At 39.4% G+C, this 25,616-nt stretch carries 23 protein-coding genes; 2 read left to right on the top strand and 21 right to left on the bottom strand.

Annotation, left to right across the window (positions count from 1 at the left end; genetic code table 11):
• Window positions 1-134 precede the first annotated feature (134 nt).
• Entirely contained in the window at window positions 135-1,571 is a 1,437-nt protein-coding gene (locus P3R27_RS06730) for an NCS2 family permease (protein ID WP_034688397.1), read from the bottom strand.
• A gap of 292 nt (window positions 1,572-1,863) precedes the next feature.
• On the opposite strand from P3R27_RS06730, the gene P3R27_RS06735 reads away from it, so the two are divergent.
• Window positions 1,864-2,673 (top strand): Cof-type HAD-IIB family hydrolase, encoded by an 810-nt coding sequence (locus P3R27_RS06735; protein WP_200868960.1) that lies wholly within the window; start codon window positions 1,864-1,866, stop codon window positions 2,671-2,673.
• A gap of 154 nt (window positions 2,674-2,827) precedes the next feature.
• Here the strand turns inward: P3R27_RS06735 and P3R27_RS06740 are convergent, their stop codons facing one another.
• From P3R27_RS06740 to P3R27_RS06765, 6 genes are all read right to left on the bottom strand, one after another.
• Window positions 2,828-4,984, bottom strand: a complete 2,157-nt coding sequence (locus P3R27_RS06740) for a peptidoglycan D,D-transpeptidase FtsI family protein (RefSeq protein WP_034688400.1) — start codon at window positions 4,982-4,984, stop codon at window positions 2,828-2,830.
• 254 nt (window positions 4,985-5,238) lie between these two features.
• A complete protein-coding gene (locus tag P3R27_RS06745) occupies window positions 5,239-6,084 on the bottom strand; it encodes a MurR/RpiR family transcriptional regulator (protein WP_034688402.1) in 846 nt (281 codons plus the stop codon).
• Between the two features lie 279 nt (window positions 6,085-6,363).
• Window positions 6,364-6,639 (bottom strand): VOC family protein, encoded by a 276-nt coding sequence (locus P3R27_RS06750; protein WP_235186315.1) that lies wholly within the window; start codon window positions 6,637-6,639, stop codon window positions 6,364-6,366.
• 1,112 nt (window positions 6,640-7,751) lie between these two features.
• Window positions 7,752-9,686, bottom strand: a complete 1,935-nt coding sequence (thrS, locus tag P3R27_RS06755) for a threonine--tRNA ligase (RefSeq protein ID WP_034688404.1) — start codon at window positions 9,684-9,686, stop codon at window positions 7,752-7,754.
• Window positions 9,687-10,010: 324 nt separating this feature from the next.
• Entirely contained in the window at window positions 10,011-10,190 is a 180-nt protein-coding gene (thmT, locus tag P3R27_RS06760; RefSeq protein ID WP_034688406.1) for a 2-hydroxymuconate tautomerase, read from the bottom strand.
• A gap of 110 nt (window positions 10,191-10,300) precedes the next feature.
• Window positions 10,301-12,109 carry a heavy metal translocating P-type ATPase gene (locus P3R27_RS06765; protein ID WP_034688408.1) on the bottom strand — a complete coding sequence of 603 codons (1,809 nt, stop codon included), beginning with the start codon at window positions 12,107-12,109 and terminating at the stop codon, window positions 10,301-10,303.
• Window positions 12,110-12,305: 196 nt separating this feature from the next.
• Here P3R27_RS06765 and helD point away from each other — a divergent pair, with 196 nt between their 5' ends.
• Window positions 12,306-14,588: an RNA polymerase recycling motor HelD gene (helD, locus tag P3R27_RS06770; protein ID WP_034688410.1), complete on the top strand. Its 2,283-nt coding sequence runs from the start codon at window positions 12,306-12,308 to the stop codon at window positions 14,586-14,588.
• 200 nt (window positions 14,589-14,788) lie between these two features.
• On the opposite strand, the gene P3R27_RS06775 is transcribed toward helD, so the two are convergent.
• From P3R27_RS06775 to P3R27_RS06840, 14 genes are all read right to left on the bottom strand, one after another.
• Window positions 14,789-15,427 (bottom strand): hypothetical protein, encoded by a 639-nt coding sequence (locus P3R27_RS06775; protein WP_301356785.1) that lies wholly within the window; start codon window positions 15,425-15,427, stop codon window positions 14,789-14,791.
• 468 nt (window positions 15,428-15,895) lie between these two features.
• Window positions 15,896-16,615 (bottom strand): YebC/PmpR family DNA-binding transcriptional regulator, encoded by a 720-nt coding sequence (locus tag P3R27_RS06780; RefSeq protein ID WP_034688412.1) that lies wholly within the window; start codon window positions 16,613-16,615, stop codon window positions 15,896-15,898.
• Between the two features lie 98 nt (window positions 16,616-16,713).
• Window positions 16,714-17,895 carry a nucleotidyltransferase gene (locus P3R27_RS06785; RefSeq protein WP_034688414.1) on the bottom strand — a complete coding sequence of 394 codons (1,182 nt, stop codon included), beginning with the start codon at window positions 17,893-17,895 and terminating at the stop codon, window positions 16,714-16,716.
• Window positions 17,896-17,972: 77 nt separating this feature from the next.
• Complete coding sequence (locus P3R27_RS06790) at window positions 17,973-18,734, bottom strand: class I SAM-dependent DNA methyltransferase (protein ID WP_301356784.1); 762 nt, start codon at window positions 18,732-18,734, stop codon at window positions 17,973-17,975.
• Window position 18,735: 1 nt separating this feature from the next.
• Complete coding sequence (rsfS, locus tag P3R27_RS06795) at window positions 18,736-19,089, bottom strand: ribosome silencing factor (protein ID WP_034688417.1); 354 nt, start codon at window positions 19,087-19,089, stop codon at window positions 18,736-18,738.
• Between the two features lie 24 nt (window positions 19,090-19,113).
• Window positions 19,114-19,698 carry a bis(5'-nucleosyl)-tetraphosphatase (symmetrical) YqeK gene (yqeK, locus tag P3R27_RS06800; RefSeq protein WP_034688419.1) on the bottom strand — a complete coding sequence of 195 codons (585 nt, stop codon included), beginning with the start codon at window positions 19,696-19,698 and terminating at the stop codon, window positions 19,114-19,116.
• On the bottom strand, window positions 19,688-20,335 hold the full coding sequence (locus tag P3R27_RS06805) for a nicotinate-nucleotide adenylyltransferase (RefSeq protein WP_034688420.1): 648 nt from the start codon (window positions 20,333-20,335) through the stop codon (window positions 19,688-19,690). Before P3R27_RS06805 ends, yqeK begins: the two co-directional genes overlap by 11 nt.
• 12 nt (window positions 20,336-20,347) lie before the next feature.
• Window positions 20,348-20,659 (bottom strand): ribosome assembly RNA-binding protein YhbY, encoded by a 312-nt coding sequence (gene yhbY / locus P3R27_RS06810; protein WP_019724120.1) that lies wholly within the window; start codon window positions 20,657-20,659, stop codon window positions 20,348-20,350.
• A gap of 15 nt (window positions 20,660-20,674) precedes the next feature.
• Window positions 20,675-21,784: a ribosome biogenesis GTPase YqeH gene (yqeH, locus tag P3R27_RS06815; protein ID WP_034688423.1), complete on the bottom strand. Its 1,110-nt coding sequence runs from the start codon at window positions 21,782-21,784 to the stop codon at window positions 20,675-20,677.
• Window positions 21,781-22,308 carry a YqeG family HAD IIIA-type phosphatase gene (locus P3R27_RS06820; RefSeq protein WP_010735865.1) on the bottom strand — a complete coding sequence of 176 codons (528 nt, stop codon included), beginning with the start codon at window positions 22,306-22,308 and terminating at the stop codon, window positions 21,781-21,783. The genes yqeH and P3R27_RS06820 overlap by 4 nt, the downstream gene beginning before the upstream one ends.
• A gap of 311 nt (window positions 22,309-22,619) precedes the next feature.
• Window positions 22,620-23,354 carry an amino acid ABC transporter ATP-binding protein gene (locus P3R27_RS06825; RefSeq protein WP_034688425.1) on the bottom strand — a complete coding sequence of 245 codons (735 nt, stop codon included), beginning with the start codon at window positions 23,352-23,354 and terminating at the stop codon, window positions 22,620-22,622.
• Between the two features lie 13 nt (window positions 23,355-23,367).
• Window positions 23,368-24,057 carry an amino acid ABC transporter permease gene (locus tag P3R27_RS06830; RefSeq protein ID WP_126134012.1) on the bottom strand — a complete coding sequence of 230 codons (690 nt, stop codon included), beginning with the start codon at window positions 24,055-24,057 and terminating at the stop codon, window positions 23,368-23,370.
• A gap of 11 nt (window positions 24,058-24,068) precedes the next feature.
• Window positions 24,069-24,887, bottom strand: a complete 819-nt coding sequence (locus tag P3R27_RS06835) for a transporter substrate-binding domain-containing protein (RefSeq protein WP_034688428.1) — start codon at window positions 24,885-24,887, stop codon at window positions 24,069-24,071.
• Window positions 24,888-25,109: 222 nt separating this feature from the next.
• Complete coding sequence (locus P3R27_RS06840) at window positions 25,110-25,577, bottom strand: hypothetical protein (protein WP_080693146.1); 468 nt, start codon at window positions 25,575-25,577, stop codon at window positions 25,110-25,112.
• Window positions 25,578-25,616 lie beyond the last annotated feature (39 nt).

The following is a 25,616-nucleotide window of genomic DNA, read 5'->3' on the forward strand; positions in this document are numbered from 1 at the left end:
CTATTATCATACCTATTTTTGTACGTGTGTGCAACGTATGTGCCAGTACCATTCATTTTTGTCAAAGAGGACATAGACCAAATAAAATAGGAGCAAAGAGTTAGCCTACTCTTCACTCCTATTAAAAATGTCTTTTAAATGATTGCTAAAATAACGAAGTTGAGAATGAATAAAATATCAACAACCCATAAAGCAATTGAAATCTCGTTTGTTTTGCCTTTGATCACTTTCATGATCGTATAGAAGATAAATCCAGCAGCGATTCCGTAAGAGATGCTGTAAGCTAATCCCATGAAGATCGACGCAAAAAATGCAGGTAATGCTTCTTCCATATCTAACCAATTGATATCAGCAAACGAAGCCATCATCATCACACCAACTAAGATCAAAGCTGGGGCAGTTGCTTGTGCCGGTACAATAGCAATCAGTGGAGAGAATAAACTACTCAAAGCAAATAATACAGCTACGACGACTGAGGTCAACCCTGTACGTCCACCAGCACCGATTCCAGCTGCCGATTCAACATAAGTCGTGGTATTTGATGTTCCAAAAATCGCACCGATCGATGTAGCGATTGCATCAGCAAACAATGCTTTATCCATTTTTGTTTTTAATCCTCGCCCGTCTTCTAAAGCTTCTTCATCTTCTTTAGAGAAGATTCCTGTGCGTCTACCGGTACCGATGAATGTTCCGATCGTATCAAATATATCGGATAAACTAAATGCGATGATCGTCATCAGTACTTGTGGAATCTTAGAGCTATCACTAAATAATGATTGCATCCCTTCCGCACCGAATGCTGCGCCAAAAGTTGTTCCCAGTTCATTGATCGAATTCCCCAAAGAATTTTGTTCCCAATCGATCGTTCCTAGATCAACGACCCCCATCAAGATCCCGATGATCGTTGTAACGACAATTCCGATCAAGATCGCGCCGCGAACATTTTTAACGACTAAAATCGATGTCAACACTAGCCCAATAATTGCTAATAAGATTGGCGCATTATTGAAGTTTGCAAGTTCTGGGACAATCCCACCGTTGATCGTCACATTCGTCACTTGACCATTATCAACCACAGAACTAGTTATCGCTGATTGATCTGCAGAAAAAGACAAAAATCCAGCATTTTTGATCCCAACATATGCAACAAAAATCCCTATACCACCGCCGATTGCATGTTGTAAACTCTCAGGAATGGCATGGATGATCATTTTCCGAATATTTGTTACTGTAATAAATACATTAATCAACCCACAAATAAAGACCATAGCTAATGCTTCTTGCCAAGAATAACCTAACCCAAAAACAACTGTGAATGTGAAGAAAGCATTCAAACCCATTCCTGGGGCTTGTGCATAAGGCACATTAGCAAATAATCCCATAACTAAAGTACCGATGATCGAAGCAATGATCGTCGCTAAAAAGACCGCCTGAAATGGCATGCCAGCAGCTGACAAGATCGTCGGATTAACAAATAATATATAACTCATGGCAAAAAACGTTGTTACACCAGCCATTATTTCTGTTGGTACATTTGTATTATTTTTCTTTAGTTGGAAAAACTTTTCCATAAAAATTTCCACTCCCTGATTTTTTCTAACGGACTATATAATATGTAAAAATAAATCCAAATATAATTTTCCGTCGAACATTTATAGATTATATAGACATTTCATTCGTTTTTCAACAAAAATCTTTATGAAATGTCATTTTTGCCTTTTAACGTTCGTGTTTAGTTCGATTTGGTTTAATTGTTTTCTATTTTTGCTTTAAAGCATTTATTTTTCAGAAAGATCTGTACCTTGTTTATTCATTGAAATATGCTAGACTAAAACAAATCGTTGTTTGAAAGGAATGACAGCATTGAACAAAAAATTGATTGCGATCGACTTGGATGGAACAACGTTGAATCCTGAGTCGATCATTACTTCTAAAACCCAAGAGACATTGAGAAAAGCCATTGATGCTGGACATCATGTCAGTATTGCAACCGGACGTCCTTATCGAATGAGTTATCAATATTATCAACAGTTAGAATTGACAACACCGATGGTCAACTTTAACGGTGCGCTTGTGCATATCCCAAAGCAACAATGGGCTGGGGAACAAGAAACATTGATCAACAAAGAGATTGTTTTTGAGATCTTAGCGCAAAAAAATCAATTGAATCTAGATTTTATTGCTGCGGAGAATCGCGACACTTTCTTTATCGATACTTTTGATTTTTTTGACGCAAAATTCTTTGCTTCATCAAATCCTAAACCAGAAAACCTACTGTCTCCACGAAATCTAACAACTAACCCTACGTCCTTATTGATACGTACAGAAAAACAATATGCTGAACAAGTTTCTGCCGAACTAACACGTCAATTTGGGAAGCATATCGATGTAAGGACTTGGGGTGGCCCAATGGCGATACTAGAGATTGTTTCAAAAGGGATCGAAAAAGCGAAAGGAATCCATCAAGTAGCGAATTACCTATCGATCGAACAAAAAGATGTGATTGCTTTTGGTGATGAACATAATGACCTAGAACTTCTTGAATATGCGGGCTGGGGTGTGGCAATGGCTAACGGGACTGAGCAACTAAAAGGCGTAGCCAACGATGTCACTGAGCAAACGAATGAAGAAGACGGTTTGGCGAATTACCTTGAAAAATTACTTTCATTATAAAAAATCTGTCTGGGGCAGTCGTCCTCTCGCACCACTTAAAACCAAATAAACAGCGGGAGCAGAAGTAAGCTCTTCGAAAATAAGGCGCCATCCACAAAATCTTTGTGGATGGCGCCTTATTTTTTGAGGCTAAATACTTCTGCTCTGACCTCTGTTATCTGTTTGCCATGAACATATCGTAATAAGTATTCATAATCTCTTTGGCTATGACCGAATTCATATGGTCTTTTTCATCTAGCAGGTTTGGTAAGACAACACTTACCGCAATCTCAGGATTTTCTGTTGGTCCGTAGGCCACAATATTACTATTGACTGTTACAATATCGGGATGACCTTCAGCGACTGTTTCAGCTGTTCCTGTTTTAGCAGAAAGATCCATTTTTGCATCTGCTAATGATCGAGCAGTCGTGTAGGCATTTGTTCCATGGACTACTTGATGGAATCCTTCGCGTAAAAGGGCCATCTCTTCAGGAGACACGTCTACTGTATTTTCGACAACTGGTTCCATCTCTTTTTTCACTTCACCTAAGTTCCCATTCTCGTCGTTCCCGTAAATGCCTTTGACAATGCGTGGTTGGATTCTTTTTCCACCGTTTGCTACCGTTGCTGCATATTGCGCTAACTGGATCGGGGTATACGTATCGAACTGGCCAAATGCCAAGTCAGTAAAGTTTCCTGGTGTGAACCAGTCTTTTCCGTTGTCTGCATTGAATTTCTTCATGTATTCAACAGAGTGTGAGATCCCCGCAGACTCATTTGGTAAATCGATCCCTGTGACTGTTCCAAGTCCAAATTGTTTAAAGCTGTCACGCAATTGTTCATACGCTTGTGCCTCTTCACTTAGACTAGGTAAGCCCATATTTGGTACATACTCTAACCCAAGCATCTTCAACGCTACTTTGATCATATAGGTATTTGATGAAAGCTCTAACGCTTGGACCACATCCAACGGTACAGATCCAGTACGATTGAAGACGGAACTTTTTTCTGAAGAGCCTTGTAATCGAATCGGTTCATCTACTAATACTTGATTACCGCTGATCACGCCACTTTGCCAACCGGCGGCTAACGTCCCCGCCTTTACAACAGATCCTGGAACAAAGGCATTCGTGATCGTACCAAGGGCATTTTCAGTCAACTCTTTTGAGCCTTGCTCATGGCTGAAACCCGTCATCGCTAATACTTCACCTGTTTGAGGATTCATCGCGACTACATACGCACCTGGTGAATATTGGGCTTTTCCATTATCGACTAATTTTTGATAATTGTTTCTAAGGATCTCTTCGACCTTCGCTTGGAACTCTGCATTGATCGATAACATCAAATTCGATCCTTTTTCTCCTGCATACAATTCTTTTTGTTGGATGACATTTCCATTATTATCTAAAGTGATTTCATATTGTGTCTTTGTTCCTTGCAAGACATCTTCATATTGTTTTTCTAAATAGCTTTGGCCTACGCGGTCATTACGTGAGTAGCCTTTTGCCAAGAATTCTTCTACTTGATCGGCAGGTAAGCCTTGTTTTTCTGATGTTACGCTTCCTAAAATACTCTTTATGGAATCCGCCGCATTATACTGGCGTACCCAGTCAGTTCCTGTTGAAACACCTGGCAGGTCTGATGCATGTTCTGCCACGATCGCCAATTCTTGATCGGTAACACCAGAATTTTTGATGAAAACTGTATTCAATTCGTAAGCATTATTCATTCGTTTAAAAATCGTTGCTGCTTTCAATTGTTCCTCATTGAAATTGATTTCCTCATCTGTCACTTTATCTACAGTTGCTTGGTATTGCTCACTCGTACTCAAGCTTTTTTCTTTTGCCGATAGGCGTTCAGTCGCAACTTTCAAATGATCGGGATCTGCTAACCAAAAATCCTTTTTATCACGTGTAGTCAAATTTTCATCTACTGGCATATCGATCAACTGTGTCAAAGTATTTGCTGTTTTCAGCAAATCCTCCGCTGTCATATTTCTGCCTCTCGTGAATGTGATTGCTTGGTTGGCTTGATTTGTCACCAAAGCTTTCCCAGTGGCATCGTAGATCATGCCTCGGGGTGAACTTACTTGTACCGTTAGAGACGAAGATGATTTGACTTTTGCTTCGAGTTCCTCACTGTTTACGATCTGCAAATAACCTAATCGAGCAATCAATGACACGAACAACGTAAATATAATGAAAAAAAGGAAATTTAAACGAAAGGGAACATGCGAACGTCGAAACGTTTTATTTTTTGGTTCTTGTGTTCCTTTTTTTATTCGATCTAACCAAGAATTATTTGTATTTTTTTTCATAAAACTTTTCATCATTCCTTCTTTTTCGCCTACTTATAGGCTCCATTGTACCTAAAAAAAACAAAATTAAAAAGTAAAATCCTGATCCGCAAGAAATTCTTTAATTCTCGACCAAAAAAAGACTAGTTTGTTTCACAAACAAGTAATGTGTCACAAAAATGGATTCTAAAAAACTTTAAAAAATATGGTTATTTTTGAAAATAAAGTTTTCTTTTACTGTGAAACAATGGGAACAAATATGACATTGTGGAAAACTATCATCTGTTATTTCATTTTTGTTTGACATAATTTTTGATTACTTCTTTGGTTTGAGTGACTTTCTCAGTTAATTTTTCATTCTTTGCCATATAAAGATAAAAAATGATATCGATCGTTGCAAATTGAGCCAATAATGAGTTAGTTGCTGCACTTCGGTTCGTGATTTCTTTTGGTCTTGATGTCTGGACAACGACATCGGCCAATTTACTTAATCGGTTATTTCCAAATTGAGTCAATGCGATAACATCGATTCCCATTTCTTTGGCTAACTGTCCGATCATCACCACTTCTTTACTGTTTCCTGAGTTAGAGACAAGCCATAGGACTTTTTTTGTTTCATTACTCACTAATTGTGGCAATAAGACGTGGATGTCTTTTTCAAAAATGATTGGTTTTCCTACACGAGACCATTTTTGGAGGATATCCTCAACGACTAAAGAAGAAGCGCCCACACCATATAGGTAAACTGTTTGTGCTTCTTCCAGACGCTCAACGACACGTTGGATCATCTCTTCTTCTAAAATATCCACGGTTTCTTTGATCGCTACTTGCGCATTATTCCCTAATTTATGTTTGATCGAATAAAATGATTCATTTGGTTCAATATCGCTGAATCCTTCCACGATACCTGCTTGTAATTCGGTGGAAATAGTGATTTTAAAATCCGTTAAACTTTGAAAGCCAAGTTTTTTGGAGAAACGAACAACTGTGGGAGCGCTCAGGCCCGCCGCTTCTGCTAACTCATTGGCTGTCATCGTTGGTATTTTTTCTACATGTGTGACGATATAATCTGCTAGTTTTCTTTCAGCAGAAGAATAGTCATTCATCATACTTTCAATGCGACTCACTACGCTCATCTCATACACATCCCTTTTTCTAAATGTCTATGTCATTATATCATACTCAAAGGCAAACAATTCTCATACTAAACAAGAAAATAGAGAATATCCTTTGTTCTCTACCTGCTCAACCGATTACTGTTATTCCTAAAAATCAATCGCTAAAAAAGCCAAGATATAAGTGGCAACATGTCACACTCTAATCTTGGTTTCATTTGACTTATCATTTATGGAATTTCACAGAATCAGACAGTTTGCCCATCTTAAAGAAAAAAATAAAAGAAGCAATATACAACATCAACTAATACTGTCATCCAGTTCAAACAAATTGCCTTCTGGGTCCCTAAAGTAGGCACTGATAAATCCTCTCCAAGCCTCTATTTTCTGTGGTTCACCTAAAAAAGTGACCCCATTTGCGGTTAACTTCTTATATTCTTTTTGGATACCCTTCGTAGGTAATGTGATCACCACTGTATCAGAGACTCCATTTTCAGCATACTGTATATACCCTTTAACCAAAGACATTTCTTTTGCTAACGTTATATCAAAACAGTTAGGTTCTCCTGTTGCCATAGCAAATGACGTATACGGACTTTTTATATCTCCCCATGTAGGAACCTATCCTGATTTTTTTGTGTAAAAATCATAGCATTCCCCATAATTTTTTGAATCAACAACCCAATTTTGCCTAATTAAAGTTCATCTATTGACCACTTCTTTTTTAAGTTAGTTTCATTGTAGCAACTTAGGTTAGTAACGTATTGGATAGAAGCGACATTTTTCGCTGCTCATTCAACTTAACAAACTCAATGGGTGTGAGGCCAATTTTTTTTGAACTCATTGATAAAATGGGAGTGGTCATAATCATTTCCAACAAGCTCCCTTCAATCAGTAGGTTGTTTTAATAAAATGGTCAAACTATGGGTCGATAGAGCCAATTTTGGGATGAGACCGTACTGCTTTTTGAATAGCCGTTGGACATGCCTTGGACTAAGTCTCATATATTCGTATAATGCTTGTGGGGAAGCTAATTTTTTTATATATAGTTTTTCAAATAACTGAATGTATTCCGTCGAAGAGATACATCTAGCTAATCCGGACAAATAGCTGATCAGTGATTCTTTCATTTCTTCAATCGTGAGCGTAAAAAAAGGGATGTATCAAACCTAACATCTACTTCTTCAATGAACAACACTTGATCCATCGCTGCTGTTGCTTCTCGACCAGTTAAGACAAAAAAAAACGGCTTGCTTTAAGCGAAAACCAATATAGTGTTCGGGCAACCTTGAGAGAAAGTTGAAGTCCGTTTTACTTAAACCAGTATCGAAAACAGATTGCGCCAAAACATTGACAAGCAAATCAATGCAACCGTCGGCGATGTTCACATCGTTGACCGTACCACTGAAATCAATTGCAATAGATTCCCACATATACAACAAGACATCTGCTAAGTCCGGGAGAAACGTTTCTCTATAATCTATCTTTTCTTTATACGACTGCTAAAACAGATGGTGAGGTTGGATTGGTTGATACATGCTCTTCCATTCCCCTTTATTTTTCTGATGCATTTATTTTAGCTTGATTTAGCGTTTTCACGTGTGTAAGAATGGCCCACATAAAAAAGGAAGGAACAATCTTTTGTCCTTCCTTTTTTTATTAGGTTTTAGTTTGCTTACACACCCAGTTTAACGGCTGTAATTATGAACCTCTTCTGTCATCGCATCGACAAAGATATTCAAGTCCTCTACGGCAGTCTCTTTACTACCATATCGGCGGATATTGACTGTTGCATCTGCCACTTCTTTATCCCCAACCACGATTTGGTATGGGATTTTTTGCGTTTGTGAAGCCCGGATCTTATAGCCCATTTTTTCATTGCGATCGTCGACTTCTATACGCAAGCCTTTCATTTGTAGACGTTCTTTGATTTCATAAGCGTAATCTGAATGAGCATCAACTGAAACTGGGATGATCGTTGCTTGGATCGGTGCCAACCAAGTTGGGAATGCACCTTTGTATACTTCTGTCAAGTATGCCACAAAGCGTTCCATTGTTGAAACGATGCCTCGGTGGATAACAACTGGACGATGATTATTTTCACCATCTTCTCCTACATAAGTCAAATCAAAGCGTTCTGGTAATAAGAAGTCTAATTGGATCGTTGATAATGTTTCTTCTGTTCCCAATGCTGTTTTAACTTGAACATCTAATTTTGGTCCATAGAAGGCTGCTTCTCCTTCCGCTTCAAAATAGTCAAGTTCCATTTCATCCATCGCAGCTTTTAACATGATCTGTGCTTTTTCCCACATTGCATCATCGTCAAAATATTTGTCTGTGTTGTTTGGATCACGGTAGCTTAAACGGAAGCGATAGTCTGTAATATTGAAATCAGCGTAAACTGCGACCATCAACTCCAACGTACGTTTGAATTCATCTTTGATCTGGTCTGGACGAACAAATGTATGTCCGTCATTCAATGTCATTTCACGTACGCGTTGTAAACCAGACAATGCACCTGATTTTTCATAACGGTGCATCATACCTAGTTCTGCGATACGGATCGGTAACTCACGGTAAGAATGGATTGTATTTTTGTAGACCATCATATGATGTGGGCAGTTCATTGGGCGTAGTACGAGCATCTCGCCATCTCCCATATCCATTGGTGGAAACATATCTTCTTGGTAATGATCCCAGTGGCCAGAAGTTTTGTATAACTCTACGTCCCCCATGATCGGTGTATACACATGTTGATAGCCTAAGCTGATTTCTTTGTCTACGATGTAACGTTCGATCGTACGACGGATCGTTGCACCTTTTGGTAACCAGAAAGGTAAACCAGAGCCAACTTCAGGTGCTACCATGAATAAATCTAGCTCTTTTCCTAGTTTGCGATGGTCTCTTTCTTTTGCTTCTTCGCGCATTTGGATAAACTCTTTTAACGCTTTTTTATCAAAAAATGCTGTTCCATAAACACGTTGCATCATTTGGTTATTTGAATTTCCACGCCAGTAAGCCCCTGCCACAGATAGTAATTTGAAGACTTGGATACGACCAGTTGATGGAACATGTGGGCCACGACATAAATCGATGAATTCTCCTTGTTGGTAGGCAGTGATCACTTCGTCTTCTGGTAATTCGCTGATCAGTTCGACTTTGTAAGGGTCACTTGCAAAGATTTCTAATGCTTCTTGTTTTGATAACACACGACGTTCGATCGGCAAATTTTCTTTGACGATCGCCATCATTTCCGCTTCGATCGCTGGTAGGTCTTCTGCACTGACTTGGCTCTCACCGTTATCAGTATCGTAGTAAAATCCTGAATCGATTGCTGGTCCTACACCAAAGTGGATATTTGGATACAAACGGCGCATGGCTTGTGCCATCAAATGAGCACTTGAATGACGAATCAAAGCAAGTGCGTCTTCATGATCAGGTGTCACAATCTCGATTGAGCCATCCTCTTCGATCCCGCGGTTCAAGTCGATCAGTTCGCCATTCACTTTTCCAGCTAAGGCTTTTTTAGCTAAACTTTTAGAAATACTTTCTGCAATTTCTGCAGTGGTGATCCCTGGCGCATACTCTTTGACTGCACCATCAGGAAATGTCATTTTTATCATAGAGGTTCCTCCTTTAAATTTCCATTTTTAGCTTCGCCACCAATAAAAAAAGTCCTAGTATCTGTACAGATACTAGGACGAAAAATTCGTGGTTCCACCTAATTTTGAATACGACATGCGTGTTCCTCAAGCGTGATAACGGTACGACCGCCTCTGTTTCAACAAAGGTTTCGAAAGTGGTCATCCTTTGGTTTTCTCCTGGAAAAGTTTCAGCCTAGCTTTTCCTCTCTTGTCGAAGACTCTCAAATTCAGTTGTCTTTCTCATCAATCATCTATGTGTTTATTTAACCATTATTATTTCAAAAAATCAAGTCTCGAATTCACTTATTTTTTCCATTCACCATTGACACCATACGTGCCTCTTTTCATTTCGTTGATAATTACATGAATGTGTTCTTTTGGTGCTTGCGTATTTTTATGGACAGCCTCGGTGATATCTTTCATCATATTTTCTAATTGTTCTGGGCTACGTCCTTCGACTAATTCAACATGTACGAATGGCATGTTCTCAACTTCCTTTCATCGTTCATTTTTTTATTGATCAACTATTGCTTCTCTCCTTGCATCATACCGCAAAAAGATTTTGCTGAAAAGTCTCTTTTATCATTTTGCCTTTAATTTTGTGTGATCATGGTATGTTGTTGTTTCACTGGTTTTTTGGCACGTAACGCACTTAAAATGGAAACTGTATCCACAACTTCTTGAAGCATCGCGCCAAACAATGCTGGAATAACTCCTGTACTGGCAACGATCATCAAAAAGACACAGACAAAAATACCAATCAAAACAGATTGTTTCGCTACTTTCATCGTTTCTCTAGAAATCATCACTGCTTCTGCCACTCGTTCTAAATCATCTTTCAAAATGACGACATCTGCGCTTTCACTTGCAGCAGTTGAGCCATGTGCGCCCATGGCGATGCCTACATCTGCGACAGTCAAGGCAGGAGCATCATTGACACCATCTCCTACCATCGTGACAGGCCGCTTTTCTTTGGGGATACTAGTTAAAATCGTTAATTTATCTTGTGGTAAACAACGAGCATGAACTTCGGTCAAGCCAACTTCCTCGGCAATTGCTTCTGCAACCGTACGACCGTCCCCAGTCACCATCAGTAAGTCGGTGATGCCTTGAGCTTTCAAGCGAGCGATTGTTTTATTTGCTTCTGGACGGATTGTGTCTGAAAAGTAGATCGTACCGGCATATTTTTCATCAATCGCCACATAGATCGCAGTCCTGTCTGTTTCAGCTTCCGGAACATCAATAAAGCGTGCATTCCCTACTTTAACCTGCAAGCCATCAACCGTAGCGCTAATCCCTTGCCCTGAGATTTCTTTTAAATCAGTGACTGGTAACAATTGGGGAACTGCTCGAACTAAGGAACGGGCCAAGATATGGGCTGAGCCTTGTTCCGCACTCGCCGCCACACGTAATAATTCCGCTTCTGAAAACCCTTGAACGGGAGCGACACCAGTTACTTCAAGTATTCCTTTGGTGATCGTTCCTGTCTTATCAAAGGCAATCGTTTTAGTCTCTGCTAATTTTTCCACAGCGGTACCAGTCTTGACAACGATGCCACTTTTACTTGAACGACTCATTCCCGCTACTAGAGCAACAGGTGCAGCCAAAATCAATGGACATGGCGATGCTACAACTAAAACTTGCGCAAAGCGTACAGGATCACCACTGACCCACCAAGCGATTCCGCCGATCAAGTAAGCGATCAAAGTAAAAGGAACAGCATAACGATCTGCTAGACGGACAAAACGTGCGGGTTTTTCTTTCGATTCCTCTACTAGTTTGATAATTAATTGATACTGGCTATCTTCTGCCCGTTTCTCAACCACCATTTTGACAGATGAGTCTCCATTAATCGAACCGGACATCAATTCATCACCGACTTTCTTGCTCATCGGTTTTGCTTCTCCAGTCAGTGATGCTTCGTCAAAAGTAGATTCCCCCATGATCACTCGTCCGTCAGCTGGAACGATTTCTCCTGGTTTGATCACCAGATAATCGCCGATCTCAAGTGTGTCTACCGCAACATCAAGTTGTTGATCTCCTTGCAGTTTATGGGCAGTTCTTGGCGTATTATCTAATAGGGACTGCAATTCCTGACCTGCTTTTTTTTGCGCATAGTCTTCCAAACTTTCGCCACCTGTCAACATGATCAAAATCATCAAACTCGCCCAATATTCATTGACGAGCAATGTCGCAACAATAGCTGTAATCGCTAAAATATCGACCCCATATTTCCCTGAACGCAGCGTTTTGATCATTTCGACAAACATCAAGAAGGCGAGTGTACCACCAGTGATAGCAATAATCATAAACGCAAGGCGAGGACGATCGAACATAAACTCACTGATGAGGGCCACCGCTCCAATCAGTAATGTCATCGCAAATTTTTTAAAATGTGTCATTTTGTTCAGCTCCTTTCTCCACATTTAGAATACCTGTTCTCTAAAGCCATTAAAACTAAAAACCCCTAAATGAAAACAACTATCACTCTCATGTAGTTTTACGTTTATTTTTAGTTAACTCACTTGTGTACCTTTTTTAGTCAAACTGTGCTATACTTTTAATTCGTTATTTACGGCGGAAGGAGTAAACGATGCAATGAATGAAAGACAATTAGAACAACAGCATGTGGAAGAAACCACACAAATGATCCAGCTTGAACAACGCCTATTGAATCGCAAATTAAGCGACTTGACTGAAAAAATGAATGACTCCACAAAAGAAACAGCTAATCACAAAATACGTAGCGGCTCCAACGAGTCTTTTTATGAGTCAGTGGTCGAATACCGCCAACATGAACAAGAATTGCTTTTAAAATACCACACATTAGAATCTCAACAAAAACGTCTGCAAACATTGGAAGTAATGAAAGAAAGTCCTTACTTTGCTCGTATCGATTTCAAAGAAGAAACGGAAAAAGAAACTCTCTATCTTGGCATCGCCTCATTGAGAGATACAGAAGAAGAAACCATCGTGATCGACTGGCGTGCACCGATCGCTAACCTGTATTACGAAGGAGAAATCGGTCCTGCTTTTTATGAAACAGATGTCGAAAAAATCGGCGTCGAACTTCTCTTGAAACGACAGTTTAAAATCGTTGAAGGAAAAATCGTCTCCATGGTCGATACATCTGAAGTCATCAATGATGATTTTCTATTAGAAATCTTGGATGACGCATCAAGTGCTCACATGAAAAACATCGTATCGACGATCCAAAAAGCACAAAATGCCATCATCCGTGACACCAACAGTAAAGTGATGCTGATCGAAGGAATTGCTGGAAGCGGTAAGACTTCGGCATTACTTCAACGTATCGCATTCATCCTTTATCATAATCGGAAATGGCTAGATGCTGAGAACGTCTTATTGTTCTCACCAAACCATCTGTTTTCTGATTACATCTCCACTGTTTTACCGTCTCTTGGTGAAAGTGGTGTTCCAACACAAACATTCAAAAATTATTTACAGCAATTGGTTCCTGAATTTGAGTTGACTGAAGAAGAACAACAAGAAATCGGTTTCCTTTCTGGTGCCGATGACCCGATAAAAACGTTGAAGGCCGGATTGACTTTCGTTGATCACCTTGAGACTTACATCCAGACGATCACTGATTTTGGGCCATTGTTCCGTGAGATGAAAATCAACGGTCGAACGATCCTATCCAAAGAAGCGATCCGAAGATGGTACCAAGAAACCAATGAACTACTTCCATTGCATCAACGTCTATCTTTATTACAGACAAAGTTATTGAAAAAATTAGGCGGTCTGCAAAAGGATGAAACCCGTCAGAAATGGGTTAAAGAACTTGCGGAAGAACAACTTCAAGAACTATACGCAACCGATCCAAATTTAGAATACACGGAACAAAAAGAAAAATCATTGCGTAAAAAACTCACGAATCAAATCGTGAAAAAAAGATTCCGTAAAGTTCATCGAGGAATTTTACATTATCAATTCGTCAACTTACCGAAACAGTTTCTTCACTTTTTACAAACGATTCCTAAAACTATGTTAACCGCCCATGGAATCAGCGAAACTTCTTGGAACGAACATCTAAAAGAAGTCAAAATGAACTTGCGGAAAAGAGAATTGCCACAGGAAGATGCCGTCTTGTACTTCCTATTGATGCGTCGAATCCATCCTGTATCAGTCGCACAAAAGGCAAGGTATATTTTCATTGATGAAATGCAAGATTTTGCTCCTTCGCAGGTCGCATTGCTACAATCAATCTACCCAACTGCAAATCTAACATTTTGTGGGGATCTGAACCAAAATGTTTTTGGGAATGAGACGATCACTGGTTCGTTAGAATCGCTTTTCCCAGAGAAAGAAGTGACCCAATTCCAATTGACGACGAGCTACCGCTCCACGAAGCAAATCACTGATTTTGCCAATCATTTCTTAGCTCACGACAATCTTGTGGAAACAACGGCTCGTGAAGGTCGCCTACCGTTGATCGTCCAAAGTGATTCATCTACAAGCAAAATCAACTGGTTGGAACAAACGATCATTGACACGAAAGAGCAAGCAAAATATTGGCGTACCGCGATCATTGGTAAAACGATTGCTGAATGTGAAGCACTCTATGAACATTTGCCTGTATCACTGAAAGATCAAGTCCAATTGATTGCTGATGAGTCTGATTTTATGAAACGTTCGATTATCCTTCTTCCTGCTTATCTAGCAAAAGGATTAGAATTTGACCGAGTCTTTTTATGGAATGTCGATGATGCACATTTTAATTCCAGTCATGACAAACAAATCTTATATACAATGTGTACGCGTGCCATGCATGAATTGATCCTATTTACATCAGCGAAAGGCGCTTCTTTTCTACAAACATTGGTTACTGAAACTCATGAGTCTCTCGCTTTAGATTGATTCGTTATTAAAAATAAAAAGCATCAGGGGAATCAGTCCTCTCGCACCACCTTAAACTGAATATACGGCGAGAGCAGAAGTAACCTCTTAAAAAAATAAGGCGTCATCCACAAAAAATTGAAAAAACAATTTTCGGGGATGGCGCCTTATTTCTCGAGGCTAAACACTTCTGTCTCTGCCTCTTTTTATTCATCTATCGATCACAACATCAATTCTGTGTTTGGGTATTTAAAACGAACAAGTGAGACGATCATTCGCAATTCTTCGATATTTTCGGGATATTCTGGGTCAAATACTTTACTATGGCGACCAATCCCTCCATTATCGATCAGACGATAAATACGATTCCAATCCATAAATTGTTCGACTGTTTGGAAATTACTGATCGGGTAACCCCCACTATCCAATATTTCTGATACACGAAAAGCCAAATAAGCTGTATCAATGACTTTTTCTTTTTTCGTATCTACTTTTTGACTTGTTTCAATCAATATCTTTTCTGGTTGATGCTTCAGACTCCAGTCCAATAATAAAAAGAAAGCTTCCATCCGATAATCTTCCTCAAACAACTGAAATGCTGAGTCAGAACGTCGAAAAAGCAATGGAATCAAATATTTTTTTTTATAGATCAGCATGGGCGCGCGATCAACCATACATTCTAGATAACGATTCAAATAGCCTGTGCCTATATAGTTTCCTAAACGATAGCCTTCTACCCCATAAGGTGCATATTTTTGTGCAAGCTTCGAGCAATCGGTGATATTGACTGCCAACTCTTCTACTTTTTGGTAACCGCTTAGAATACGTTCGAATGGCTCTAGATTAATTTTTGCTTCCATTATTCTTTCCCCGCCTACATCAAATTACTATTCGTTTACTCACGATACTTTAATAATAACACAGGTTGAAATAGAAATGATAATAAATCACAAAAAAACTGTAACAAATAACACAGGATTTTTAATTTAACTACTCTGTATTTGTTCTCTTTCTTTCGTGTCGTATGAATATACTCCTTTTTTAGCCTCACCAATATTTTCTCTTCTCCGAAAAAATCGTATAAATAAAAGTACGAAAGCGAAACATGACATTGACTTTTCGAACAGGATAACAGCTGTTTCATTTTTTTATATCCGAGACATTCGACCTCTCTTAGTACCTCCAACCAAATAAACGGTGGGAACAGAAGTATATCTTCAGAAATAAGGCGCTTGCCACAAAAATTTGAAAAACAATTTTCGTGGCAAGCGCCTTATTTCTCGAGATTAAACATTTCTGTTCCGACCTCTTTTATCCGCTTTATTCAATTAATCTTCTAAGGCAACATTATGGAAGACGTGTTGAACATCTTCTAGATCTTCTAATACATCAATCATTTTTTCGAATTGTTCCAAGTCTTCGCCAGTCAACGTCACTTCGTTTTGAGGGATCATTTGGATCTCCGCAATTGAAAAGTCAGTGATGCCTTTTTCTTTTAGTGCTTCTTGAATACTGTGGAAATCTGGCACTTCTCCGTAAACGATGATTTGGCCATCTTCTTCCATGACATCACGTACATCGATGTCCTTTTCCATCAAGTATTCTAAGATTTCATCTGCATCTTCACCGGCAAAACCAAAAATCGCGGTATTGTCGAACATATAAGATACTGCCCCAGAGACCCCCATATTTCCGCCGTTTTTACCGAATGCTGCACGCACATCAGCGGCTGTTCGGTTTACGTTGTTGGTCAATGTGTCTACGATCACCATTGAGCCATTTGGTCCAAATCCTTCATAGCGCAATTCAGAATATGTTTCATCCCCTGAACCTTTTGCTTTTTCAATTGCTCGGTCGATGATATGTTTTGGTACATTATAAGTTTTAGCGCGCTCAATGACGAAACGTAGTTTTTGGTTAGCGTGTGGGTCAGGATCACCTGATTTTGCTGCTGCATAGATTTCAATTCCGAACTTCGCATAAATTCGGCTGTTGTTTGCATCTTTAGCTGTTTTTTTAGCTACGATATTGGCCCATTTACGTCCCATAGTTTCACTTCGCTTTCTGATTTGATATAGAATAGATTCTTTTTGATTCGTGCGGGAACACACAAAACGTCCTGTTTCATTATACTTGTGAATCAGGTTTATGTGAAGCTTTTTTTCTCTTCGATCGTTTCGATAAAGACTGGTTTTCGCCCAAATACTTGTTCCGCTACTTCGCCACCTAAGCAATAGATTTGATCACTGCGAACAAGTAGTTTCGCCACTTGCGCTTCTTTTTTGCCTATTTTCGCAAAAAGGCCTAAGGCTTTTTTATTTTTGAGACATGCTCTACCTGCTGCTGTAAAGCCCAACACATGGATGTATTCTTGCATCTGTTGTTCTCTCATCTCTTCTTTTTGGATATTCAATAACACGTAGCACGACAAGCGCTGGATTCTCGTCCACGTATAGCGTTTTGTTTTGACTTGTTCGACGAACTCGTAAAATGTATTAGCTGTCTTTGCCGCTTCTAACATCCTGATCTCTAAACCTTCCGTCATCTGGTAGATTTTTTGCAACGAGTCAACGGTGGAGGAAAGAAGACGATATTTTAGCAAGGGCCAATAAGATGTCCAAGTTTGCAAACTTTCTGTCTTTAAAAATCTCTCTGTCTCTGAGGGAACTGTTGCAGAAATCGATTGATTTTCCGTTAATGCTTTACGAATCGCTGTGGCACTGGCTATTGTTTCTTTTGGTAATTCTTCATCATGATAACCAGCCCCTTTACGGTTGATCGGAACTAGTTCCATTGGATGGTCATAGGTAGCATTTTCTTTTGCATAGCTCAGCCCTAGAATATGATTAGGCGAGGAAAAATCAAGTGAGATTTCTGGATAGACGTGCTTGAATACCTGTGTCATCTTTTGCGGATAACTCATTGTCTGATCGGGCAACCCTTGAAAAGCTTTGGTGATTTGATCCTGATGGTGCAAGACAAATTGACCAAATGCTTGATAATCGAAGGTCGCTTCATCTTCTGTTCCAAAACATAAATAGTCACAGTTTAATTTTTGCAACAGTTGAACTGCTCCTTTAGCAAAATAATCAGCAGATTGTACTGCCCACTCGATTGGTAATTCAACCACGAGATCCACGCCGTTTTTCAAGGCTACTTCTGCACGTTGCCACTTATCTAAAATCGCCGGTTCACCTCGCTGCAAAAAATTGCCACTCATCACCGCAATCACTACGTCGGCACCGGTTCGTTCTCGTGCTTGCTGGACATGATAAAGATGACCATTGTGAAAGGGATTATATTCAACAATGATGCCACATACTTTCATTCGCTTTTCTCCTTTCGCCTAGTAAAAAAGAAGAGACTAAGCTTTTTGATCCAGCCGTCTCTCCTTTTTGTTGTTCGCTACAGTTCGTCGATTTCGCCTTCTTCTTTCTGGGCGACAAAAAACCAACGTCTGGATTCTTCGTTAGGTGTTTCGTCTGTAAAATCAGCGAATACTTCTACTTTAGCAAATCCGCTATTCTCTAACATCCGCAAGTAGTTTTCTAGTGGATACGTACGTTCTTGATGTAATTCATCTTCACGTGTGAACGTACCGTCTTTTTCTTGTGATTCGACAAAGAATGTCAAATAATGTTCAATGCTATGTTTTTCTTTCCCCGTATAACTGTCCCAAAGAAAGGCAAAATCGTCTCCTTGATAATGATAACTATACTCCGGAAATACTTGATCGATTTGATAAACGGAATGGACATCAAACAAGAAGCGGCCGTTTTCTTCCAGTGCCTGATAGACTTCATCGAATACTTGTTGTACTTCTTGATCGTTTTGCATATAGCACAAAGAATCTGAAAAACAAGTGATGGCTTGGTATTGCCCACTCTCTGATAGATCTAACATATTCCCTTCAACAAATTGTACCGTTGCTTCTGCTCCATAGGCACGTTGACTGGCGATCATCAGCATTTCTTCTGATAGATCCAAGCCAGTTACATTGTAGCCATCTTTGGCAAAAGCCACAGCTAATGCTCCTGTACCACAAGCTAGTTCAAGGATGTTTTTAGTTGTTTCAGGCAAATGGCGTTTAGAAAATGCGAGCCATTGTTCATAAAGCCCGTCATCCATGACTTCATCGTAAATAAAGGCAAATGTTTCGTAGGCCATGTTAATCCAACCATTCAGTCAAATCGACAAGTGGCGCATCTGACCATAATTTCTCTAAATTATAAAAACCACGTTCTGGGGCATGGAATACATGGATGATCAAATCACCTAGATCGATCAGGATCCATTTGCCGCCTTCTTTTCCTTCTACGCGTTTTACTTCGTATTTGCTTTCTTCTTCTTTTTCAATGATTTCTTCCACGATGGCATTGATCTGACGTTCACTGTTTGCTGAACAGATCATAAAGTAGTCAGCTAATAGCGACACTTTACGGACGTCTAAAGCTAAAATATCTTCTGCACGTTTTGAATCTGCTGCTTGGACAGCGATTTTTAATTGTTCTTTACTATCGATGATGATTTCCTCCTAATGGGTCAGCTATTTTGCTACCCAATGATTATATGTTTCAATTGTTTTTGGATAAATTTTGATTTCTTGCGCAATTAAATGTGCTAATGTATGTTTGGTTTCGAATGCAACTGCTTCATCTAAATCGATCATGGCAATCTCACGGGCTTCTTTGACATCTGGGAAGGAACGTCCTGGTTCGATATAGTCAGCCACATAGATGATTTTATCGAGTAAGGACATCTCAGCAGCTCCTGTCGTATGGAGACGGATTGCTTGTAAGATCTCCTCATCAGTGATGTCTAATTCTCGTTCAACAAATGATGCACCGACTAATCCGTGCCAAATCGCATTTCCATAAGCTAATAACTCTGGATCAAGTTGCTCACGTTCGATGAATAAGATAAACTCATCGTCTGGTCGTTCTTTTGCATAATCATGTGTCAATGCGGCGATACTCGCTTTTTCTGGCGAGCAACCATACCTTTCAGCAAGTGCAATAGCTGTTTGTTCTACACCTAAGACATGTTTGAAGCGCTGTTCACTCATTCTCATTTGGACTTTTTGCATCAAGATTTCTCGAGTATAGGCCGTATAATCTGTACTATAATTCATGTTGATACAAGCCTTCTTTCTGAATATAATCCAAGACTTTATCTGGGATCAAATAACGGACGGAACATCCTTGTTGGATTTTTTGACGAATCTTTGTCGAACTTAGATCAATCTCAGGGACATCGACCCAAATCACAGGATATGGGGTTTCTTCTTGACACCCACGTCGATGGATACCGACAAAGTGGACCATTGTCAATAACTCGTCGATTTTGTACCACTTTGGTAAATATTCGACCATATCACCGCCAATGATAAAATAGTAGTCCGTATCAGGATTATTTTGAGTCAAAGCCTTCATCGTGTCATACGTATAGCTTTTGCCACCTCGTTCGATTTCAATCGTTTCAACCGTTAGAAAAGGATTGTCTTCGATCGCAAGTTCCAGCATGTTTAAGCGATGTTCTGCCGGTATAGTTGGCTTTTCATCCACATGAGGTGGTTGATAGGAAGGCATTAAACAGACATGGTCTAGTCCTAAATTCTGTCCTACTTGTTCTGCCATCACTAGATGGGCTAGATGCACAGGATTGAAAGTTCCGCCCAAGATCCCCACCTGTTTTCTTTTCTCGTAAAGATGGGGCATTTCTTTTGGAAATACTTGAGATCGAACAAAGGATTTCGCTTGCGATTTCATCTTCGTCACTCCTTAGATTGCATGTACTTCTTTAGATATCCGTTGATATTTCTCTTTGGATGATGCTTTGTATAAAACAAGCACGCGTCCGATGATCTGAACCACTTCACATGCGATGGCTTGTTCTAATACTTGTGCCACATCTTCTGCGATTTCATCTGTATTTTGCAGCAATGATACTTTGATCAATTCTCTTTTTTCAAGTGCTTCTTCGATTTGGACGATCATTGCTTCATTGATCCCACCTTTACCGATTTGGAAGATTGGTTGAAGATGGTGTGCCTGACTACGTAAAAATCGTTTTTGCTTTCCTCTTAAACTCATGTTTTTCCTTCTTTCTTAAATCAGTGCTTTTCTTCTTAACACATGTACCCCTTTTGGTGCCCAGCCTGCGATGACTGCTGGTTCCGTTACCGTGATCCAGCCTAGTCCTGCAAAGACGATATCTGTCTTTTCTTTTACAGAAAACTCAAAGCGAACAAGTTCAGGGAATTCACTGACTTCATTCGGACGTGGTGGTTGTAATAAGCCACCGACATGTTTTTCATAAAAAGCATCGGCTTTTTCTAATTTTGTCCGATGTAAATTGACATCATTTGATACATAAGCAATAAATGAACCCCGTTTGCCACTTATAAAGTCGAATCGAGCTAATCCTCCAAGGAAAAGCGTTTGACCTTCATTCAGCTGATACACCTTAGGCTTGATTTCCTTCGTCGGTGCAATGATACGTAAGTCTTTTTTGCCTAAATAGTGGGCCATTTGATGGCGATGGATAATTCCTGGTGTATCGATCAAAAATTGCCCATCATCCAATGGAATCTCGATTTTGTCTAACGTTGTTCCTGGGAATTGCGAAGTTGTGATCACTTCTTGGACGCCTGCCGTATTTTTGATGATTTGATTGATCAATGTCGATTTTCCGACATTCGTCACACCAACGATATATACATCTCGACCCTCACGATATTTTTCGATCTTTTTTAGAAGTGTTGTCATTTCAGGTGCTTTTTTTGCGCTTGTCAACAACACTTCAACAGGTCTTAGCCCCGCTTCATAGGCACGCTCATTCATCCATTGGATCATTTTTGATTTTTTCAATGATTTAGGTAAAATATCGACTTTGTTCCCAACCAAAAGAACTGGATTGTTTCCGACAAAACGATGTAACCCAGGAATCAGTGAGCCATTGAAGTCGAAAATATCCACCACATTGACGATCAATGCGTCTTTTTGACCTAATTCATTTAGTAATTGCAAGAAATCATCATCTGTCAATGATACATCTTGGATCTCATTATAATGTCTCAAACGGAAACAACGTTGACAATAAACATCTCCTGTTGCTAACCCTTTTTCGAGTGCTGCTTTTGGTGTATAACCTAATTCATCAGGATATTCTGTTTGGATCATCACACCACAACCGATACATTGTAATTCTTCGTTCATTCAATGCCACCTCGCCAATCCATATCTGGATGTTTCTTTACTAAATAACTCATGATCTTACGTTCCCAGAACCGATTGAATTTCGTCTTCCAACTATCAGTTTCAATGATTGGTTTAACTAAGACACTACGGATACCGGCACTATTCGCGCCACGAATATCGGTCATGATCTGATCACCAATCATGATGATCTCTTCGTCTGCCAGATCCAACATTTTTTTTGCTTTATTGATTCCCACTGGCAAAGGTTTCAACGCTCTTGCCACATAAAGTAGCTCAAATTTTTTAACTGCACGAGCTACGCGTTCTGAGTTGTTGTTAGAAACAACGACTACTGGTATGCCCGCATTTCTCATTTCTAAAATCCAAGTGAACAATTCTTCCGTTCCATCTGGATTATTCCAAGCAATCAGTGTATTATCAAGGTCCGTCAAGACGGCTTTGATCCCTAGTTTTTTCAGTTGTGCAGGGGTAATTTTATAGACGGCTTCTACCATCCATGTAGGTTTATAATTTGAAAACATGTTGTCTCCTCATCTGCAAAAAATGAAGGAGCACGATATGTACTCCTCAACCCCATATTATACTGTAAAATCTAAAAAAAAACTACCTCTATACATTAAACCTTTTCCCTATAGTTATGACAAAAGTAATCAGTGCCAAAAAACAGCAACCAGCTTCTATAATAGTTTCTTATTATTTAAGAAGTTGGTTGCTGTTTTTCAAAGGTATTCTTTGTATTCATTTTTGCGGATTGCTTGAGGACTAACATCATCATCTACAGGCAGACTCGAAAAAAACATCTAAATCTACCTATATCGTATATCTTTTCTTACTATAAGACTTTTGCTAGGAAATCGATCGTCCGAGGATGACTGGTTCGTTCAAATACTTCGACAGGTGTTCCTTCTTCAAGGATTTGCCCTTGATCCATAAAAATGATCCGATCCCCCACTTCTTTTGCAAAGCCAATTTCATGAGTGACAATGACCATCGTCATCCCTTCTTGTGCTAGTTGCAACATAACGGAGAGCACCTCACCCACCATTTCTGGATCAAGTGCCGAAGTGGGCTCATCGAACAACATGACGTCTGGTTGCATTGCCAACGCTCGGGCAATCGCTATCCGTTGCTGCTGCCCACCTGATAAAGAATATGGGTAGGCGGTGGCTTTATCTGACAAACCAACTTTTGCCAATAATTCCAAAGCGATCGCCTCGGCTTCTTTCTTAGGCATTTTTTTCACTTTGATTGGTGATAAGGTGATATTTTCTAATACTGTCATATTGGGAAATAGATTGAACTGTTGAAAAACCATGCCCATTTTTTCTCTTGTTTTAAAAATATCGTGTTGCTTGTGTGTGATATCCCTCCCCTCAAACTCCACCGTACCAGCTGTAGGAGATTCGAGTAGATTCAAACAACGGAGAAACGTACTTTTTCCTGAACCTGAAGGACCGATGATTACCACGACCTCCCCTGCGGAAATGGTCGTAGTAATTCCTTTCAATACTTCTGTTTCTGCAAATGATTTACTTAGCTGTTTGATCGTTACTATTGATTTTTCCATACCACATTCTCTCCTAACGTTGATATCCTTTTCCGAGTTTTTTCTCCCAACTACTCAACAACCGCGATGTGACAAAGGTCATAACGAAGTATAACCCTGCGGCAATAAAATAAGGTTCCAATGGGATATAGGAGTTTGAGATAACGATTTGAGCAGATCCCATCAATTCATTGATACCGATCACTGTCAGTAAAGAAGAATCTTTGATCAACGTTACAAACTCATTTCCTAATGGTGGCAGAATATTTCTCAACGCTTGTGGAAAAATGACATAACGCATCGCTTGTATAGGACGTAAGCCTAGTGAATACGAAGCTTCTGTTTGTCCCATATCAACAGCCGTAATTCCTCCACGGATGATTTCAGCAACATACGCCCCAGAGTTCAGTGATAATACGATGATTCCTGGTATCAAACGCCCTAAGTCGATCGTTAAAATCCCCACGGACCAATCCAGCGCTGGAAAGAAACGTTGCAATAAGATGAATCCGATCATGATCTGTAATAACATCGGTGTGCCTCTTAGTAATTCGATATAACTATTAGCTAACCAATTCAAAGGCTTGATCTTTGAGCGCTTCATCAATGCCATGGCTAAGCCGATTATTGTACCAAAGATGACTGTCAAGATCGAAATGACGATCGTAACGACCGCGCCGGATAAAAAATAAGGTAAGTACTTATCTAAAAACGAAAAATTCACACTGCGTCCCTCTATTCTTTCGCTGTTTGTTCAGCTAGTTCATGATTTTTTTTGATGAATTCATTGATTTTTCCCTCATCACTTAGTTTTTTGATAATTTTATTCAACTCTTCTTGTAATTCTGTACTCCCTTTTGGTAAGGCAATAGCAAAAGCTTCATCATCTGATTGTTCCAAAGGAATATCTGCAATCATCAAGTTGGGATTTTGAGCGATATATGCTTCGGCAATCGTTTGTTCAACGACCATGCCATCAAGTGAACCTTGATTGATCTCAATCACCATATTTGGCACCTTATCGATCGTGACTACTTTAGCTTCTTGGATTTGTTCGTTGATCACTGCTTCTTGGATCGAGCCTTTTTGCGCCCCTAAGCTTTTACCTGCCAAGTGATCAATGCTTGTTAATGTCCCTTGGTCTTTTTTGTTGATCACAAGAACTTGTGGCGGATTGTAATAGTTATCGGTGAAATCAAATTGTTCTTTCCGTTCTGCGGTCGCTGAAATCGCTGAAATCGCTACATCGACTTTCCCTTCTTTTAAAGAGGCTAACACTGTATTGAAACTCATATCTGAAAGCTCCAGTTTCACACCAAGTTCATCTGCAATAGCCTTTGCTAAATCAATGTCTGATCCGACGATTTGATCTTTCCCATCGACGATCGTATGAAATTCAAACGGCGCATAGTCAGCAGATGTTGCTACTTTCAATACACCACTTTCCTTGATCTCTGCCAATTGATCGTTTGATTCTGCTGCATCCCCATTGCCACAAGCTCCTAATGCGAATGTTGTAACTAAAAACAAAATAATTCCTGAAATCTTTTTCATTGTCTCGCCCCTTATTCATTTTGTTCTGTCATTATAGCATGAAAATTTCAAAAATAAACTATTTTTTGTATATTTATTTATTTTATTTCGCTTTTATACTTTAAAAATGAATAATAATGACGAATTAAGAATATTTATTTTATTATTTCGCTACAGGTAATGAAAAAAAGCCGAGTACTAGGTCTCAGCTTATATCATTCTCTATTCAGTTTATTTCTTTAATCAACTATTCCTCATTTCCTGACACAAAACTATATTCAATCTTATGTGAGTTAGATAAACGATTCCCACTTCACCTACCCCAGAAAATTCTTTTCGATAATCCTTTCCGACTAATGTTGTTGTTTTCTTCTGATTTACTTCGACTGTTACATGTTTGATTTCTTTAACAAACGTTTGAAAAAGTTCAGCCGTTTTTAATTCTTGTTCTTCGGTTGTAAAATCAGGTGTCAGCAAACTTTTGATTTCTTGTTCTTCACTGCTTGAGAGTTTTAGATTAGATCGGACTTGATCTAGGTTTTGTGCCAGTTGGATTTCTTTCATGATTTCTAAATTACCCTCTTTAAGAGTATAACTACCTCTATTTTGTATCGCCCCAGTATTCGTTAGTTGAACGATCTCGGCATTTTCTAATTGATGATCATCCGCTTTAGAACAGCCAGTCAAAAATAGCGTTACCGTAAATAACACACCATAAAAAGAACATTCAACAATTTTCCCAACACTGCA

It is taken from the genome of Enterococcus spodopteracolus, assembly GCF_030441955.1.
Lineage (GTDB): Bacteria > Bacillota > Bacilli > Lactobacillales > Enterococcaceae > Enterococcus_B > Enterococcus_B spodopteracolus.